This window comes from Streptomyces sp. YGL11-2 (assembly GCF_050054615.1).
In the GTDB taxonomy this organism is placed as follows: domain Bacteria; phylum Actinomycetota; class Actinomycetes; order Streptomycetales; family Streptomycetaceae; genus Streptomyces.
Genome location: NZ_JBNHIN010000007.1, coordinates 79,189 through 94,333, shown reverse-complemented (window position 1 = coordinate 94,333; position 15,145 = coordinate 79,189). Strand labels below are relative to the sequence as shown.

General features: G+C 71.1%; 15 protein-coding genes. 8 read left to right on the top strand and 7 right to left on the bottom strand.

What is annotated here, in order from left to right:
• The first annotated feature begins 54 nt into the window (after nucleotides 1-54).
• Nucleotides 55-918, top strand: a complete 864-nt coding sequence (locus ACO1BR_RS10770) for a hypothetical protein (protein WP_426794800.1) — start codon at nucleotides 55-57, stop codon at nucleotides 916-918.
• On the opposite strand, the gene ACO1BR_RS10765 is transcribed toward ACO1BR_RS10770, so the two are convergent.
• The 5 genes from ACO1BR_RS10765 to ACO1BR_RS10745 all read right to left on the bottom strand — a co-directional run bounded on the left by ACO1BR_RS10765 (nucleotide 902) and on the right by ACO1BR_RS10745 (nucleotide 5,078).
• Nucleotides 902-1,675 carry a succinate dehydrogenase iron-sulfur subunit gene (locus ACO1BR_RS10765; RefSeq protein WP_426794799.1) on the bottom strand — a complete coding sequence of 258 codons (774 nt, stop codon included), beginning with the start codon at nucleotides 1,673-1,675 and terminating at the stop codon, nucleotides 902-904. The genes ACO1BR_RS10770 and ACO1BR_RS10765 overlap by 17 nt on opposite strands.
• Nucleotides 1,675-3,429, bottom strand: coding sequence for a succinate dehydrogenase flavoprotein subunit (gene sdhA, locus ACO1BR_RS10760; RefSeq protein WP_426794798.1), 1,755 nt, complete (start codon nucleotides 3,427-3,429; stop codon nucleotides 1,675-1,677). The genes ACO1BR_RS10765 and sdhA overlap by 1 nt, the downstream gene beginning before the upstream one ends.
• 33 nt (nucleotides 3,430-3,462) lie before the next feature.
• Nucleotides 3,463-3,951 (bottom strand): succinate dehydrogenase hydrophobic membrane anchor subunit, encoded by a 489-nt coding sequence (locus ACO1BR_RS10755; RefSeq protein ID WP_159508405.1) that lies wholly within the window; start codon nucleotides 3,949-3,951, stop codon nucleotides 3,463-3,465.
• Nucleotides 3,952-3,957: 6 nt separating this feature from the next.
• The gene (sdhC, locus tag ACO1BR_RS10750; protein WP_159508404.1) at nucleotides 3,958-4,338 is read right to left on the bottom strand and encodes a succinate dehydrogenase, cytochrome b556 subunit; all 381 of its coding nucleotides are present in this window, start codon (nucleotides 4,336-4,338) and stop codon (nucleotides 3,958-3,960) included.
• 182 nt (nucleotides 4,339-4,520) lie between these two features.
• Complete coding sequence (locus ACO1BR_RS10745; RefSeq protein WP_426794797.1) at nucleotides 4,521-5,078, bottom strand: 2-oxo-4-hydroxy-4-carboxy-5-ureidoimidazoline decarboxylase; 558 nt, start codon at nucleotides 5,076-5,078, stop codon at nucleotides 4,521-4,523.
• A 389-nt stretch (nucleotides 5,079-5,467) separates the two neighbouring features.
• On the opposite strand from ACO1BR_RS10745, the gene ACO1BR_RS10740 reads away from it, so the two are divergent.
• The 3 genes from ACO1BR_RS10740 to ACO1BR_RS10730 all read left to right on the top strand — a co-directional run bounded on the left by ACO1BR_RS10740 (nucleotide 5,468) and on the right by ACO1BR_RS10730 (nucleotide 9,489).
• Complete coding sequence (locus ACO1BR_RS10740; protein WP_426794796.1) at nucleotides 5,468-7,174, top strand: beta-N-acetylhexosaminidase; 1,707 nt, start codon at nucleotides 5,468-5,470, stop codon at nucleotides 7,172-7,174.
• 531 nt (nucleotides 7,175-7,705) lie between these two features.
• The gene (locus ACO1BR_RS10735) at nucleotides 7,706-8,443 is read left to right on the top strand and encodes an RNA polymerase sigma factor (protein WP_159508401.1); all 738 of its coding nucleotides are present in this window, start codon (nucleotides 7,706-7,708) and stop codon (nucleotides 8,441-8,443) included.
• Nucleotides 8,443-9,489, top strand: coding sequence for a hypothetical protein (locus tag ACO1BR_RS10730; protein WP_426794795.1), 1,047 nt, complete (start codon nucleotides 8,443-8,445; stop codon nucleotides 9,487-9,489). The genes ACO1BR_RS10735 and ACO1BR_RS10730 overlap by 1 nt, the downstream gene beginning before the upstream one ends.
• A gap of 247 nt (nucleotides 9,490-9,736) precedes the next feature.
• On the opposite strand, the gene ACO1BR_RS10725 is transcribed toward ACO1BR_RS10730, so the two are convergent.
• Entirely contained in the window at nucleotides 9,737-10,159 is a 423-nt protein-coding gene (locus ACO1BR_RS10725; RefSeq protein WP_426794794.1) for a peptidoglycan-binding domain-containing protein, read from the bottom strand.
• A gap of 54 nt (nucleotides 10,160-10,213) precedes the next feature.
• Between ACO1BR_RS10725 and ACO1BR_RS10720 the strand changes: the two genes are divergently transcribed.
• Both ACO1BR_RS10720 and ACO1BR_RS10715 read left to right on the top strand, forming a co-directional pair.
• A complete protein-coding gene (locus ACO1BR_RS10720) occupies nucleotides 10,214-11,794 on the top strand; it encodes an acyl-CoA mutase large subunit family protein (protein WP_426794793.1) in 1,581 nt (526 codons plus the stop codon).
• A gap of 57 nt (nucleotides 11,795-11,851) precedes the next feature.
• The gene (locus ACO1BR_RS10715) at nucleotides 11,852-12,064 is read left to right on the top strand and encodes a hypothetical protein (protein WP_159508397.1); all 213 of its coding nucleotides are present in this window, start codon (nucleotides 11,852-11,854) and stop codon (nucleotides 12,062-12,064) included.
• 19 nt (nucleotides 12,065-12,083) lie between these two features.
• Here the strand turns inward: ACO1BR_RS10715 and ACO1BR_RS10710 are convergent, their stop codons facing one another.
• On the bottom strand, nucleotides 12,084-12,812 hold the full coding sequence (locus tag ACO1BR_RS10710; protein WP_426794792.1) for a FadR/GntR family transcriptional regulator: 729 nt from the start codon (nucleotides 12,810-12,812) through the stop codon (nucleotides 12,084-12,086).
• Nucleotides 12,813-12,977: 165 nt separating this feature from the next.
• Here ACO1BR_RS10710 and ACO1BR_RS10705 point away from each other — a divergent pair, with 165 nt between their 5' ends.
• Nucleotides 12,978-13,493: a gluconokinase gene (locus tag ACO1BR_RS10705; RefSeq protein WP_426794791.1), complete on the top strand. Its 516-nt coding sequence runs from the start codon at nucleotides 12,978-12,980 to the stop codon at nucleotides 13,491-13,493.
• An 87-nt stretch (nucleotides 13,494-13,580) separates the two neighbouring features.
• The gene (locus tag ACO1BR_RS10700) at nucleotides 13,581-14,978 is read left to right on the top strand and encodes a gluconate:H+ symporter (protein WP_426794790.1); all 1,398 of its coding nucleotides are present in this window, start codon (nucleotides 13,581-13,583) and stop codon (nucleotides 14,976-14,978) included.
• Nucleotides 14,979-15,145: the final 167 nt, after the last annotated feature.

Genomic DNA, 15,145 nt, shown 5'->3' with positions numbered 1-15,145 from the left:
CAGCCGCCGGCATGGCGCGCACCGCGCCATCATCGGGAGCGACGGGGGTACGGCGTGCTGAGAGTGCATTTCACGGCACGGGATCTGGCCTGCACACGAGTGGCCGACGGGGCCGATCCGCTGTGGGAGACGGTGCTGAGCCTGCACGTGCTGCGCGACCCGCGGGCCCGCAGCGACCCGGCGCTCACGGCCTGGCGCCGGCACGCCGTGCGGCACGGTCCCGGCCCGCTGCGCGGCATCCTGCCGCTGGTGCCGCAGCACGGCTACTTCCCGGACTTCCTCACCCCGTTCGCGTCCCTGTACGGCGTGGAGCCCGGCCTGGAGGCGGTGATGAGCACCCCGCGCCGGCGGCTGCGCGCGGAGCTGGCGCTGCTGGCCGAGCGGCACGGGCAGCCGCTGCCGCCCTGGGCCCGCGAGATCGCCGACGGCGAGCCGCCCGCGCTGCGCCGGCTGGCCCGCGGGCTGCGCACCTACCACCATCTCGCGATCGCGCCCGGCTGGCCGCGGATCGCCCAACAGGTCGGCGCGGACCGGGCGTTGCGCCGCCACGCGCTCGACGAGGCGGGCGCGGAGGCGATGCTGCGCACCTTCGGTCCGGCGATGCGCTGGCAGCCGCCCGTTCTGGAGGTCGCCTACCCGGTCGACCGCGAACTCCACCTGGCGGGGCGGGGACTGGTCTTCGTCCCCTCGTACTTCTGCCGGGACGCGCCGGTGGCGCTGGCCGACGGGGAGCTGCCGCCGGTGCTGGTGTATCCGGCGGCGGCTTCCTCCTGCCCGGTGTACGGCGAAGGGGCCCGCTCCTGGGCTTCGCTCTGCCCGGCGCACGACGAAGGGCCCCGCTCCCGTGGGTACGGAAGCGGGGCCCTCGGCGGCCGGGTGGCCCCGGCAGGGGCCGGTCGGCTCAGAAGCGCCGGGTGATCAGCGCCCGCTTGACTTCCTGGATCGCCTTGGTGACCTCGATACCGCGCGGGCAGGCGTCCGTGCAGTTGAAGGTCGTACGGCAGCGCCAGACGCCGTCCTTGTCGTTGAGGATTTCGAGCCGCTGCTCGCCGCCCTCGTCGCGCGAGTCGAAGATGAAGCGGTGCGCGTTGACGATCGCCGCCGGGCCGAAGTACTGGCCGTCGTTCCAGAACACGGGGCACGAGGTGGTGCAGGCCGCGCACAGGATGCACTTGGTGGTGTCGTCGAAGCGCTCGCGGTCCTCGGCGGACTGCCGGCGCTCGCGGGTCGGCTCGTTGCCGGTCGTGATCAGGAAGGGCATCACGTCCCGGTACGCCTGGAAGAAGGGCTCCATGTCGACGACAAGGTCCTTCAGCACCGTCAGGCCCTTGATGGCCTCGATGGTGATCGGCTTCTCGGGGTTGATGTCCTTGATCAGCGTCTTGCAGGCCAGGCGGTTGCGGCCGTTGATGCGCATGGCGTCGGAGCCGCAGATGCCGTGGGCGCAGGAGCGCCGGAAGGTCAGCGAACCGTCCTGCTCCCACTTGATCTTGTGGAGGGCGTCCAGGACGCGCTCCTTGGGGTCGATCTCCAGCCGGAAGTCCTGCCAGCTGGCCTCCTCCGCGACCTCCGGGTTGAACCGGCGGATCCGGAAGGTGACGCTGATCAGGTGCGACGCGTCGTTCTCGGCCGCGTCCAGTGCCGCGGAGTGCTTGTCGAGAGTGGGGGTGCTCATCAGTACTTACGCTCCATCGGCTGGTAGCGGGTCTGCACGACCGGCTTGTAGTCGAGGCGGATCGACTCGGAGCCGTCTGCGCCCACCTCGCGGTACGCCATGGTGTGCCGCATGAAGTTGACGTCGTCGCGGTGGGGGTAGTCCTCGCGGTAGTGGCCGCCGCGGGACTCCTTGCGGGCGAGGGCCGACACCGCCATGACCTCGGCCAGGTCGAGCAGGTTGCCCAGCTCGATGGCCTCCAGCAGGTCGGTGTTGAACCGCTTGCCCTTGTCCTGGATCGCCACGTTCCGGTAGCGCTCGCGCAGCTCGGCGATCTTCTCGACCGCGGTCTTGATCGTCTGCTCGGTGCGGAACACCATCACGTTGGCGTCCATGCACTCCTGGAGCTCCTTGCGCAGCTCCGCCACCCGCTCGGTGCCGGTGGAGTTGCGCAGCCGCTCCACCTGGTCGGCGACGAGCTGCGCCGGGTCCTCGGGCAGCTCGACGTAGTCGGCGGTGGCCGAGTACTCCGCGGCGGCGATGCCGGCCCGGCGGCCGAAGACGTTGATGTCCAGGAGCGAGTTGGTGCCCAGGCGGTTGGCGCCGTGCACGGAGACACAGGCGACCTCGCCGGCGGCGTACAGGCCCGGGACGACGGTGGTGTTGTCGGCCAGCACCTCGCCCTCGACGTTGGTCGGGATGCCGCCCATGGCGTAGTGCGCGGTCGGCTGGATCGGGATCGGGTCCGTGTAGGGCTCGATACCGAGGTAGGTGCGCGCGAACTCGGTGATGTCCGGGAGCTTGGCGTCCAGCTGCTCCGGCGGCAGGTGCGTGAGGTCCAGGTAGACGTGGTCGCCGTCGGGACCGCAGCCGCGGCCCTCGCGGATCTCCGTGTAGATGGAGCGCGAAACGACGTCACGCGAGGCGAGGTCCTTCATGACGGGCGCGTACTTCTCCATGAAGCGCTCGCCGTCCTTGTTGCGGAGGATGCCGCCCTCACCGCGCGCGCCCTCGGTCAGGAGGATGCCCATGCGCCAGATGCCCGTCGGGTGGAACTGGAAGAACTCCATGTCCTCCAGCGGCAGTCCGCGGCGGTACGCGGCGGCCTGGCCGTCACCGGTCAGGGTGTGCGCGTTGGAGGTCACCTTGAAGAACTTGCCGGTGCCGCCGGACGCGAAGATGATCGCCTTCGCCTGGAAGACGTGGATCTCGCCGGTCGCCAGCTCGTACGCGACGACGCCCGCGGACTTCTTGACGCCGTCGACGTCCTGGAGCAGCAGGTCGAGCACGTAGAACTCGTTGAAGAACTCCACGCCCTCCTTGACGCAGTTCTGGTACAGCGTCTGGAGGATCATGTGGCCGGTGCGGTCCGAGGCGTAGCAGGACCGGCGGACCGGGGCCTCACCGTGGTTGCGGGAGTGGCCGCCGAAGCGGCGCTGGTCGATCGTGCCGTCCGGGGTGCGGTTGAACGGCAGGCCCATCTTCTCCAGGTCGAGGACCGAGTCGATGGCCTCCTTCGCGAGGATCTCGGCGGCGTCCTGGTCGACCAGGTAGTCGCCGCCCTTGATCGTGTCGAAGGTGTGCCACTCCCAGTTGTCCTCCTCGACGTTCGCGAGGGCGGCGGCCATGCCGCCCTGGGCGGCGCCGGTGTGGGAGCGGGTCGGGTAGAGCTTCGTCAGCACGGCGGTGCGGCTGCGCTTGGTCGACTCGATGGCCGCGCGCATGCCGGCGCCGCCGGCGCCGACGATGACGGTGTCGTACTTGTGGATCTTCATGGATTGGTACCTCGGTCCCTCGTGGCCCGGCGCCTAGCGGATGTTCGGGTCGAAGGTGAAGATCACCAGCGTGCCCAGAAGGACGGTGAACACCGTGGCGGTGTAGAGCAGCATCTTCAGCCAGAAGCGGGTGGTGTCCCGCTGCGCGTAGTCGTTGATGACGGTGCGCAGGCCGTTGGCGCCGTGCAGCATGGCGAGCCAGAGCATGCACAGGTCCCATGCCTGCCAGAAAGGCGAGGCCCAGCGGCCGGCCACGAAGGCGAAGCCGATCTTGGAGACGCCGCCGTCGAGCACCAGCTGGATCAGCAGGTGGCCGAGGACCAGGACGACGAGCACGATGCCGGACAGCCGCATGAACAGCCAGCCGTACAGCTCGAAGTTGGTGCGGGTCGACTTCGGGGTCTTCGAGGTGCGCTTGCGTGGCGGCTCGATGACCGGTGCGGGGTTGTCCACGTCGTAGAGCGGGACGCCGTCGGACGCGCCCGCCGCGGTGGCACCTGCGGTCGTGGATTCAGCAGACATCTCGCGTCAGCTCCCGAACAGCGTGCGCAGCGTGTGCTGGAGCACGGGGTAGAAGGCACCGGCCATCAGCACGACCCAGACACCGACAACGGTCCACAGCAGCTGCTTCTGGTACTTCGGGCCCTTGGACCAGAAGTCCACGGCGATGACCCGGAGGCCGTTGAGCGCGTGGAAGAGGATGGCGGCCACCAGGCCGTACTCCATCACGTTGACGATGGGAGTCTTGTATGTCGCAACGACGTTGTCGTACGCCTCGGGGGAGACGCGTACGAGAGCGGTGTCGAGGACGTGGACGAACAGGAAGAAGAAAATGAGGACGCCGGTGACTCGGTGAGCCACCCAGGACCACATGCCTTCCCGGCCGCGGTACAGCGTTCCAGCCGGCACGGAAGAACCCTCCGGGAGCGGGGACTAGGGCCGCGCCGGCTTCTCTGTCGGTCGGGCCCGGCCGGGTACGGTCCACCGGCCGCTCGTCATCGTATCGACGAGCTGTCGGTTCCTCGCGCGGGGGTCCTTAGGTGTGATCAAACAGGCACCAACGGGCTATCACACAAGTACGAAACGGGATATCACAGGCAACCGGCCGCAAGTCGTGCCAGTCGGCCGCGGGCCAGCCGGCGCAATTCCTCCGCGGTGACCGACCGCTCCTGGTCGGGTGCGTTGCCCAGTCGGGTGCGCAGGGCGTACAGCGTCCGGTCCAGCAGTTCCTCGTCGCCGTAGCCGTCCAGGCAGAGCGTGAAGACGTGGCGGAAGCGGCGCTCGTACTCGGCGTGCGCGGCGCGCAGCGCGGTGGCGGCGGCACGGGTGCCGGGGCCACGCCCGGCCCGCGGGAGCGGGGCGGCGGACTCGCGCGCGAGGGCCCCGGCCACCTCGGTCGGGGTGAGGTCGTAGCTGGCCTCGTCGCATGCGGCCAGCAGGGATCCGGGGTCCGGGTAGGGGCGGTGCGCGGCGATCCGCTCGGCCCAGCGGCGGCTGCCGCAGCAGGCCAGCAGGGCGGCCACCGCCGCTTCCTGGGAGAGGGTGTTGAAGCGGTCGAGACCGCGCTGCGGGGGGTGCGCCGACGGCGGAGAGATCCGGCTCTGCCAAGGTATGCCGCACCTCTGGACGTGCGGGTGAGGCCGCGTCATCGGGCGGGCGGCCGGGGTGTCGCCGGACAGCGTGGGCTCCTCGGACGGATGAGATCGGATGCGAAGGGGTCTGTTCGACGGGTGCGGGGCGGGTGGCTGACGGAAGCTGGAGGGGCGCTTGAGCGGAAATGGACGAAAAGCCTGATACGTACGGAAGCGGAGGCGGGTGCGGTGATGTGGCCGACGATGCGGCACCCGGCGGATTTCCGGCGGTCCAGCAGCCCCCTGGAAGGGGGTGAGCGACGGTGAACCCACGCTAACGACGCTTGTCGGCCACTGTCCGATGGATGCGCGATTTTCACCCGGATGAGAGAGCTTTTGCGCGCTCGGTGGACGACCCGTTCCGCACACCTGGCAATACCTTCGCCCCGAAAAGTGAGGATTGCACGATGTCGAACCCGTTGCGGCTGCCGCAGTTCCCGCGGCCCTCGGCCTCCCCGCCGCCCCCCTGGAAGCCCCGGCGCGGCCGCGGCCCGGCGGCCCGGTCCGCGCTGCTGGCCGCCCCGGTGCTCGCCGGAGCGCTGCTGCTCGGCGGCTGCTCGGGAGCGGCCGATTCCCAGCCCCCGGGGCGTGCCGTCGCCCCCGAAGGCCGTGCCGCACCCACCCCGAGCTGGGCGAAGGTGACCGGTCCGCCGCACATCGTCCCGGCCGTACGGGAGTTCCGTCCGGCCGACGGAATCGGCTGGCGTCCGTCCAAGGGGGCCCGGGTGGTGGTGCCAGCCGGGCAGCAGAGCACCGTCGCCGATGAAGCGCAACTCATGGCCAAGGATCTCGGCGGGCTCCCGGTTGTGTGGGGAGAGCAGACCGTACGGCCCGGGGACGTCGAGGTGAAACTCACCGGGAAGGACGGCGGCCGGCCGGACAACGCGCCGCCCACCAGCACCGCCGACGAGTCCTACACCCTCACCGCCCGCGGCACCCGGCTCACCCTCACGGCCCCCACCGACGCCGGAATCTTCAACGGCACCCGCACCGTCAAGCAGGCCGTCCGCACGGCCGGCGGGCTCCCCGAGGGCACCATCAACGACCGCCCGGACCGCCCGCAGCGCGGGATGATGCTGGACAACGCCCGCAAGCCGTTCACCGCGGCCTGGATCGAGGCCCGCATCCGGCAGCTCGCCGACCTCAAGTTGAACCAGCTCCAGCTGCACTTCTCCGACGACCAGGGCTTCCGCATCCAGAGCGACAGCCACCCCGAGATCGTCTCCGGGGACCATCTGACCAAGGACGAGGTCCGCCACCTGGTGAAGGTCGGGCAGAGCCTGCACGTCACGCTCATCCCGGAGATCGACTCGCCCGGCCACCTCGGCGCCGTGCTGGACCACTATCCCGACCTCCGGCTGCGCAGCGCCTCCGGCAGGGTGGTGCGCGGTGCGATCGACATCTCCAATCCGAAGTCCGGGGAGCTGATCGACTCGCTGCTGAAGGAGTTCGCCCGGCTCTTCCCGGGTCCGTACTGGCACCTGGGCGGTGACGAGTACCAGGCGCTGACGGTCAGCGACCCGGCGTCGTCGTTCCCGCAGCTGGCCCGGGCCGCGCAGGACAAGTACGGGTCCGGCGCCACCCTCAAGGACCTGGCGACCGGCTGGCTCAACGACCGGCAGAAGACCGTCGAGGCGGCCGGCAAGAGCCGGATCGAAGCCTGGAACGACGGCTTCTTCGCCGGCGGCAAGGTGACCGCGGACAAGAACCGCACGGCCGTCTACTGGACCGGCAAGGAGATCGGCGCCCGCGACCCGGCCGAGTACCTGAACGAGGGCCGCACCGTGCTGAACGCCAATGACGAGTACCTCTACTACGTGCTCGGCGAGCCCAACAACTTCCTCTATCCGACCGGTCAGCGGATCTACGAGAGCTGGACCCCGAGGGTGCTGCGCGGGACCTCCCCGGTGTCCGTGCCGGCCGGCCAGACCGGACCCGACCGGATCCCGGGCGGGCGGTTCGCGGTCTGGTGCGACCACGCGGACGCGCAGAGCTCGCAACAGATCGCGGACGGGATCCGGCTGCCGCTGGCGGCGCTGGCGCAGAAGACCTGGGACCCGCGGACCCCCGCGCTGTCCTGGGCGGGCTTCAAGACGCTGGCGAACCGGGTGTGAGCGCTCCGGGCAGAAGGGCCGGAGGCGGGATACGAGGGACGGCCGGGGCCGCCACCCCCCACAGGAGAGGCCCCGGCCGTCGTTCTCGGGGAGCCCGCGACGGGCTCCTAATCGATACAGCGCCGGCGGGCCGAAAAGCGTCACACCGGGTACGGGCGGCGGCACGGCCAGTGGTCTGGACGTGGGCCGGGCCGGGCCCGTAACGTGCGGGAACGCGCCCGCGGGCGTGTTGATCACGGCTGTTCCGGCGGCCGAAGAACGGCCAGTTACCCGGGAGTTCAGATGGAATCGTGCGCGCGTGACGTTTGTGCGCCGAACGTCCCAAGAGGTGGGCCGGGTGCCGGAAGACCGATCTCACGGGTTACGGTCAGCAGACGCGGCCGGATTACCGGCGGTCGGCGGAGCGGCTGAGCGAGCTGATCGCGCGGCGGCCACGACGGCACGAACGACGAACCATCAGCGAAGAAACAGCGGCAGCGCGATGCGGCAAGGACCGGGCGGCGGACATTCAGCGTGCGACAGGATGGACCCGTGCGAGGGGACGACATTCAGCCGGACGACGGTCGGCTGACGGTTGCCGTGCAGGCGGCGCAGGACGGCGACGAGGCGGCCTTCCGCCTCGTCTACCGTGCAGTACATCCCAGACTTCTGGGGTATGTGCGGACCTTGGTGGGCGAAGCGGACGCGGAGGACGTGGCGTCCGAGTCCTGGCTCCAGATAACCCGAGACCTCGCCCGCTTCAGTGGCGACGCGGACCGCTTCCGCGGCTGGGCTGCCCGGATTGCCCGCAATCGTGCGCTTGACCACATTCGGATGCGGGGACGCCGCCCGGTCATCGGTGGCGACGAGAGTGAACTCGCCGACACCCCCGGTGCGTCCGACACCGCGGGCGAGGCGCTGGAGGCGCTGGGCACCGGCCACACCCTCCGGCTGATAGCGCGGCTGCCGCAGGATCAGGCCGAGGCGGTGACGCTGCGGGTGGTCGTCGGGCTGGACGCCAAGAGCGCGGCACAGGTCCTGGGCAAGCGGCCCGGGGCGGTGCGCACGTCGGCGCACCGCGGGCTGCGCAAGCTCGCGGAGCTGCTGGAGGAAGGCGGTGCGGACGGCGGGGGACCGGGCTCCTCCGGGACGTCCGCGGCCGGTTCGGGCAAGGGTGGTGGAACAGTGGGTGAGGTGCCCATACAGGGGCGAAGACGTCGCGACGGTGTGGCGGAATCGTACGTACCAGGTGTGACGGAAACGGCCGCACGAACGCAGAAGGACATGTGATGGCCGACCACGACCGGTACAGCTGGCTCGACAAGGACGCCGCGGAGCGACTGCTGCGCGGTGAGCCGGTCAGTTCCCGGGACGGCGACGGCGCACGCGAACTCGAACAGCTGCTGAAGGCCGCCGCGGCGGTCGAGTCCGGCCTGCCCCAAAGCGCCCCACTGCCCGGCGAGGAGGCGGCGCTCGCCGCCTTCCGCCGGGCCGGGCACGGCGCCGGCGCCGCTTCGCGCGATGCCGCCGCGCCGGGCCGGCTGCCCACCCTGCGCGGCGCCCGCGCCACCGGCGCCGGAGAACGCACCCGGCTCGCCCGCCCGTTCCGGCGCGGCTTCGCGGTCGCCCTCGCGGTCTGTGCGATCGGCGGCATCGCGGTCGCGGCCGGTACGGGCGTACTGCCGACCCCTTTCCGGGGCGGCGAACCCGAGCCCGGCGCCAGCGTCTCGGCGGCCGAGTCGCCGAGCCCGCTCGACGGCGGGCAGCCCACGCAGGGCGGCGGCGAAACCAGTCGGACCCCAGGTGCCACCCCCGGCGACCGGACCGCCACGCCCGGCTCGACGCCCACCCCGGGCGGCAGCCCCGGGAGCAGCCGGGGCCCGGCCGTCCCCAGCACCGGCGGAATCCTCGGCGGAGTCCTCGGCGACGACGGCAAGGACCTGCCCGGCGGCGACAAGAAGAAGCTGCTGCTGGGGATCTGCGCGGACTACGAATCCGGCAAACGCGGCGATATCGACCGGGACACGCTCAAGCGCCTGGAGAGCAAGGCGGGCGGCCCGGACAAGGTGCACGCCTTCTGCCGGCAGTATCTGGCTCAGGGCCAGAGCGGCGGCGGCTCGGGTGACAACGATGGCTTGGGCGGTGGCGGCGGCAAAGGCGGCGGCCAGAACGGCGGCGGCGGTGGCGGCGGCGGTGGCGGCGGCCAGAACAGCGGTGGCGGTGGCGGCGACGAGGAGGGTGACTCTTCCCCCTCCGCCTCGCCGAGCGTGACCGCCCCGCCGGCCCCCACCACCCCCGCGCCCACCCCCTCCGTGGCCTCGCCCACCCCCTCCTGAACGGCGCCCGCCGGCCAGGTGTGACGTTTTTTGAGCCAGTGACGCAGTAGAGAATGAGCCGACTGGTCATCGGCGGCGCAAAGAGCCGGGGTTCCCCCCGTACCCACGGCTCAGCGCACACGGCGCGGGCGGGGCACGTTCCCCCGGCCCTGCCCGCGCCCAAACTTCGCCCCCCTTTGCGCCTAAGCCGGCGCCGCTCTCGCGGACGTGGTTGCGCGGAGTGGGGGTTTCTCAATTTTCGCTTCGGTCAAGGATTTTTCTCCGCGGCAGCGGCGCTTCGAGTGGTACTCGGTCGTCGCAGGCTCCGTCGGCACAGCTCTCCATCGTCCGGCTTGCGGGTTCGGGAGAGCAGGGCCGATCGGTCCGCCGTGGTGAATTCGCCGGACGGTGGAAGTCCCGCCCGTTTCTGGAAGGCGCGGAGCGCCGTCGCGGTTTCCGTGGCGTAGTGGCCGGTGGGGCGTGGCGGAACGGGCCCAGTCGGGTCGGCCGGGCCTGGAGATCGCGTACGGGAGCGCCGTGTGCGCCGGTTCTCGTCAGGGTGGACGCCGTGACGGGATGACAGGCGGTGGCCGGGGCGAGCGCCGCCGGCACCGCCGCCGTTCGCCGTCCTCCGCTCCGCCGTATGACCCACCCTCTGCCCAGCGGTGCGGTGGGACGAACCTGCGGGCATGCTGTGAATACGGCGGAAACCGGTACTGGTCACCCATGTGGAGGAGTACGGGATATGGCGCGGTACAGCGAGAGCGGGCTGCCCCTTGAGCCGGTGTACGGGCCCGAGGCGCTGGCGGGGTGGGATCCGGCACAGCAGCTGGGGCAGCCGGGCCAGTACCCGTACACGCGCGGGGTCTACCCGTCGATGTACACCGGGCGGGCCTGGACCATGCGGCAGTACGCCGGGTTCGGTACGGCGCGGGAGTCCAACGCGCGCTACCGGCAGCTGATCGAGCACGGCACGACCGGACTGTCGGTCGCCTTCGACCTGCCGACCCAGATGGGGCACGACTCGGACACCCCGATCGCGGCAGGCGAGGTCGGCAAGGTCGGGGTGGCGATCGACTCCGTCGAGGACATGGACGTGCTCTTCGGCGGGATTCCGCTCGGCTCGGTGTCGACGTCCATGACCATCAACGCACCGGCCGCACTGCTGCTGCTTCTCTACCAACTGGTCGGCGAGCAGCAGGGGGTGGCCGGTGAACAACTCAACGGCACCGTGCAGAACGACGTGCTGAAGGAATACATCGCGCGCGGGACCTATATCTTTCCGCCGCAGCCGTCACTGCGGCTGACCGCGGATATCTTCCGGTACTGCCGGGCGGAGATCCCGCGGTGGAACACGATCTCGATTTCCGGCTACCACATGGCGGAGGCCGGCGCCTCGCCGGTGCAGGAGATCGCCTTCACCCTCGCCAACGGCATCGCCTATGTCCGTACCGCGATCGCCGCCGGAATGGACGTCGACGACTTCGCGCCCCGGCTGTCGTTCTTCTTCGTCGCCCGCACCACGTTCCTGGAGGAGATCGCCAAGTTCCGGGCGGCACGCAGGATTTGGGCGCGGGTGATGCGGGACGAATTCGGCGCGCGGAATCCGAAGTCGCAGACGCTGCGGTTCCACACGCAGACGGCGGGAGTGCAACTGACCGCGCAGCAGCCGGAGGTGAATCTCGCCCGGGTGACGGTCCAGGGGCTGGCGGCGGTCCTCGGCGGGACCCAGTCGCTGCACACCAACGCCTTCGACGAGGCCATCGCGCTGCCCACGGACAAGGCGGCGCGACTGGCGCTGCGCACCCAGCAGGTGCTGGCGTACGAGACCGATGTGACCGCCACCGTCGATCCGTTCGCCGGGTCGTACGCGGTCGAGGCGATGACCGACGAGGTGGAGGCGGCCGCCGTGGAGCTGATGGGGCGGGTGGCGGACATGGGGGGCGCGGTGGCGGCCATCGAACGCGGCTTCCAGAAGGACGAGATCGAGCGCAACGCGTACCGGATCGCGCAGGAGACGGACGCGGGGGAGCGGGTGGTGGTCGGCGTCAACCGCTTCCGGACCGAGGAGGAGGAGCCGTACGAACCGTTGCGGGTGGACCCGTCGATCGAGGCGCGGCAGGCCGAGCGGCTGACGGCCCTGCGCGCACGGCGGAATGGGTCCGCGGTGACCGCGGCGCTCGGCGCGCTGCGCAAGGCCGCCGAGGGGACGGACAACGTGCTCTACCCGATGCGCGAGGCGCTGCGCGCCGAGGCGACGGTGGGCGAGGTGTGCGATGCGCTGCGCGGGGTGTGGGGGACGTACGTGCCGACGGACGCGTTCTGAGGCGCCGGCAGGTGGCCCGGAGCGTGCGGGCCCCGGCCGGTCGGTGACACTGGTGGCATGTCGTCACCCCGCCGGGCGTGCCCCGTCTGCACCCGAGAGATCGCCGTCGTCGGCGGACGTTTCGCTCGTCATGACCCTCCTGGGCGGCGCACCGGGATCGAGCTGATCTCCTGCCCGGGGTCGCGGCGGACGGCCCCGATGATGGCGCCGGCGGAGAAGCTGTTCGACCCGGAGGAGCCGCCGATGCCGGGTCAGCAGCCGCTGTTCTGAGAGCTGCCGTGGCGGCGGACTACGGTGCCAGCACGTCCAGTTCGGCCATCGCGCCGGCTGTGATCTCCCGCGTCAGGGACTCCGCGCGGGCCGCGTCCCCGGTCCGTACCGCCTCGGCGACCTGGACGTGCAGGGTCACCGCGGCCGGGTCGGGGTCGGTGAACATGACGTGGTGGTGGGTGCGGCCGGTCAGGACGGCGTCGACGACGTCGGCGAGGCGGGCGAACATCTCGTTGCCGGACGCGGTGAGCACCACCCGGTGGAAGGCCGTGTCGTGGACGAGGTAGGCGTCGAGCTGCTGGCCGCGTGAGGTGGCCACCATGCCCATGGCGTGCTCGGTGAGCTGGGCGCACTGGGCGGGGGTGGCGTGGGTGGCGGCGAGTCCGGCGGCGACCGGTTCGACGGCCGAGCGCAGTACGGTCAGCGAGCGCAGCTGCCGGGGGCGGTCCCGGCCGGCCAGCCGCCAGCCGATGACCCGGGGGTCGTAGACGTTCCACTCCTCGGTGGGGCGCACGGTCACCCCGACCCGGCGCCGGGAGGCGACCAGCTGCATGGACTCCAGGACCCGGATCGCCTCGCGGATGACGGTGCGCGAGACGTCGAAGCGCTGCGCCAGCTCGTCGGTGCGCAGCACCGTGCCCGGGGGGTAGTCGCCCGCGGTGATCGCGGGCCCCAGGGACTCCAGCACGCGGCCGTGCAGGCCCTTCTCCCCGTTTTCCCCGGTGTCCGCGGGTGCCCCGTTTTCCATGGGCCAAGCCTACGGTCCCGCACCTCGGCCAATTAAGTATGACTTTTGCGTCACAGGGGCTTGAATACGTCGTACCTAATGGGTTTCAGTGGGGGCGCACGAGGTCGAAGACGACAGCGTCATAGCGGTATGGCGCGGTACGTCCTGCTAGATGAGGTAAACGGGATGAGCAGCGCCGACGTCATCGTCGTGATGGGCGTGGCCGGGACCGGCAAGACGACGATCGGGCCCCTGGTGGCCGCCGCACTGGGCGTTCCGTACGCCGAGGGCGACGACTTCCACCCGCCGGCCAACATCGCCAAGATGTCGGCCGGCAGCCCGCTGGACGACACCGACCGCGGCCCCTGGCTCGACGCCATCGGCGCCTGGGCGCACGGCCGGGCCGGGCGGGGCGGGGTGGTCAGCAGCTCGGCGCTCAAGCGCGCCTACCGCGACCGGTTGCGGGCCGCCGCCCCCGGCGTGGTCTTCCTCCACCTCACCGGCGACCGCGCGCTGATCGAGGCGCGGATGGCCGAGCGCAAGGGCCACTTCATGCCGACCGCGCTGCTGGACTCGCAGTTCGCCACGCTCGAACCGCTCGGACCGGACGAGGCGGGCGTCGCCGTCGACGTGTCCGGGACGCCGGAGGAGATCGCCGGACGCGCGGTGACCGCGCTGCGGGCCCCGGCCCCGAACGGCTAGGCCCTGCGCCACCCGGGGCCGCACCCCGCATTCACCACCCACCCCCCCGCACCCCCCTTCCCCCTCCGTCCAACCAAGGGAATCGCCGTGACACATCTCAGCGTCGAGATGCTCGCAGCGGATGCGACCGCGCCCATCACCACGGCCGGTCATGCACAGCTGGGCATCGCCGTTCTGGCGGGAATCGCCGTCATCGTTCTGCTGATCACCAAGTTCAAGCTGCATGCGTTCCTGTCGCTGATCATCGGCTCGCTGGTGCTCGGAGCGGTGGCCGGGGCGCCGCTCGACAAGGCGATCGCCAGCTTCTCCACCGGGCTGGGGACCACCGTCGCCGGTACGGGGGTGCTGATCGCGCTGGGCGCCGTACTGGGGAAGCTGCTCGCCGACTCGGGCGGCGCGGACCAGATCGTGGACACGATCCTGGCCAAGGCCGGCCGGCGGGCGATGCCCTGGGCGATGGTGCTGATCGCCGGGATCGTCGGGCTGCCGATCTTCTTCGAGGTCGGGATCGTGCTGCTGATCCCGGTGGTGCTGCTGGTCGCCAAGCGCGGCAACTTCTCGCTGATGCGGATCGGGATTCCGGCCCTGGCCGGGCTGTCCGTGATGCACGGGCTGATTCCGCCGCACCCCGGGCCGCTGGCCGCGATCGACGCGGTCAAGGCGAACCTGGGCGTCACGCTGGCGCTCGGCGTCGTCATCGCGATACCCGCCGCGATCATCGCCGGCCCGGTGTTCTCGCGGTACGCGGCCCGCTGGGTCGACATCACCCCGCCCGAGAAGATGGTGCCCGAGCGGGCCTCGGAGGAGCTGGAGAAGCGGCCGGGCTTCGGGATCACCGTGGCCACGGTGCTGCTGCCGGTGGTGATGATGCTCGCCAAGGCGCTGGTGGACGTGGTCGTGGACGATCCGAAGGACGGCCTCCAGCGGGCCTTCGACGTCGTCGGGTCACCGCTGGTCGCGCTGCTCACTGCCGTCGTCGTGGCGATGTTCACCCTCGGGCGTTCGGCCGGCTTCACCCGGGGCCGGATCGCCTCCACCGTCGAGAAGTCGCTCGGCCCGATCGCCGGGGTGCTGCTGATCGTCGGCGCGGGCGGCGGCTTCAAGCAGACGCTGGTGGACTCCGGCGTCGGCCGGATGATCCTGGAGATCTCGCAGCACTGGAACATCTCGACGCTGCTGCTGGCCTGGCTGATCGCGGTCGCCATCCGGCTCGCGACCGGCTCCGCGACGGTGGCCACCATCTCCGCGGCGGGCCTGGTCGCGCCGCTCGCCGCCGAGATGAGCACCACCCACGCCGCGCTGCTGGTGCTGGCCATCGGTGCCGGGTCGCTGTTCTTCAGCCATGTCAACGACGCGGGCTTCTGGATGGTCAAGGAGTACTTCGGGATGGACGTCGGCCAGACGCTGAAGACGTGGTCGGTGATGGAGACGCTGATCTCGGTGGTCGGGATCGTGGGCGTACTGCTGCTGTCGCTGGTCGTCTAGGGCGTTTCCGTCCCCAGGGACTCCAGGACCTGAAGGCCCTGGCGAGCGCGGCGGCGGTCCGGGACGAGGCGGCCTCGCCGCGGTGCGTGAACGGCACCGTGGCGAGGCCGCCCACCGGCTTTCTGACGGGTGCTCAGATCGCCTGTGTGGGTACTCGGATCACCCGC

Excerpts from the sequence above, each read along its gene's own strand:
- ACO1BR_RS10720 (WP_426794793.1), top strand. The coding sequence starts at position 10,214 with ATGGCGCGGTACAGCGAGAGCGGGCTGCCCCTTGAGCCGGTGTACGGG.
- ACO1BR_RS10705 (WP_426794791.1), top strand. The coding sequence starts at position 12,978 with ATGAGCAGCGCCGACGTCATCGTCGTGATGGGCGTGGCCGGGACCGGC.
- ACO1BR_RS10715 (WP_159508397.1), top strand. The coding sequence starts at position 11,852 with ATGTCGTCACCCCGCCGGGCGTGCCCCGTCTGCACCCGAGAGATCGCC.
- ACO1BR_RS10740 (WP_426794796.1), top strand. The coding sequence starts at position 5,468 with ATGTCGAACCCGTTGCGGCTGCCGCAGTTCCCGCGGCCCTCGGCCTCC.
- ACO1BR_RS10755 (WP_159508405.1), bottom strand. The coding sequence starts at position 3,951 with ATGTCTGCTGAATCCACGACCGCAGGTGCCACCGCGGCGGGCGCGTCC.
- ACO1BR_RS10710 (WP_426794792.1), bottom strand. The coding sequence starts at position 12,812 with ATGGAAAACGGGGCACCCGCGGACACCGGGGAAAACGGGGAGAAGGGC.
- ACO1BR_RS10765 (WP_426794799.1), bottom strand. The coding sequence starts at position 1,675 with ATGAGCACCCCCACTCTCGACAAGCACTCCGCGGCACTGGACGCGGCC.
- ACO1BR_RS10730 (WP_426794795.1), top strand. The coding sequence starts at position 8,443 with ATGGCCGACCACGACCGGTACAGCTGGCTCGACAAGGACGCCGCGGAG.
- sdhA (WP_426794798.1), bottom strand. The coding sequence starts at position 3,429 with ATGAAGATCCACAAGTACGACACCGTCATCGTCGGCGCCGGCGGCGCC.
- ACO1BR_RS10745 (WP_426794797.1), bottom strand. The coding sequence starts at position 5,078 with ATGACGCGGCCTCACCCGCACGTCCAGAGGTGCGGCATACCTTGGCAG.
- ACO1BR_RS10725 (WP_426794794.1), bottom strand. The coding sequence starts at position 10,159 with ATGCCCGCAGGTTCGTCCCACCGCACCGCTGGGCAGAGGGTGGGTCAT.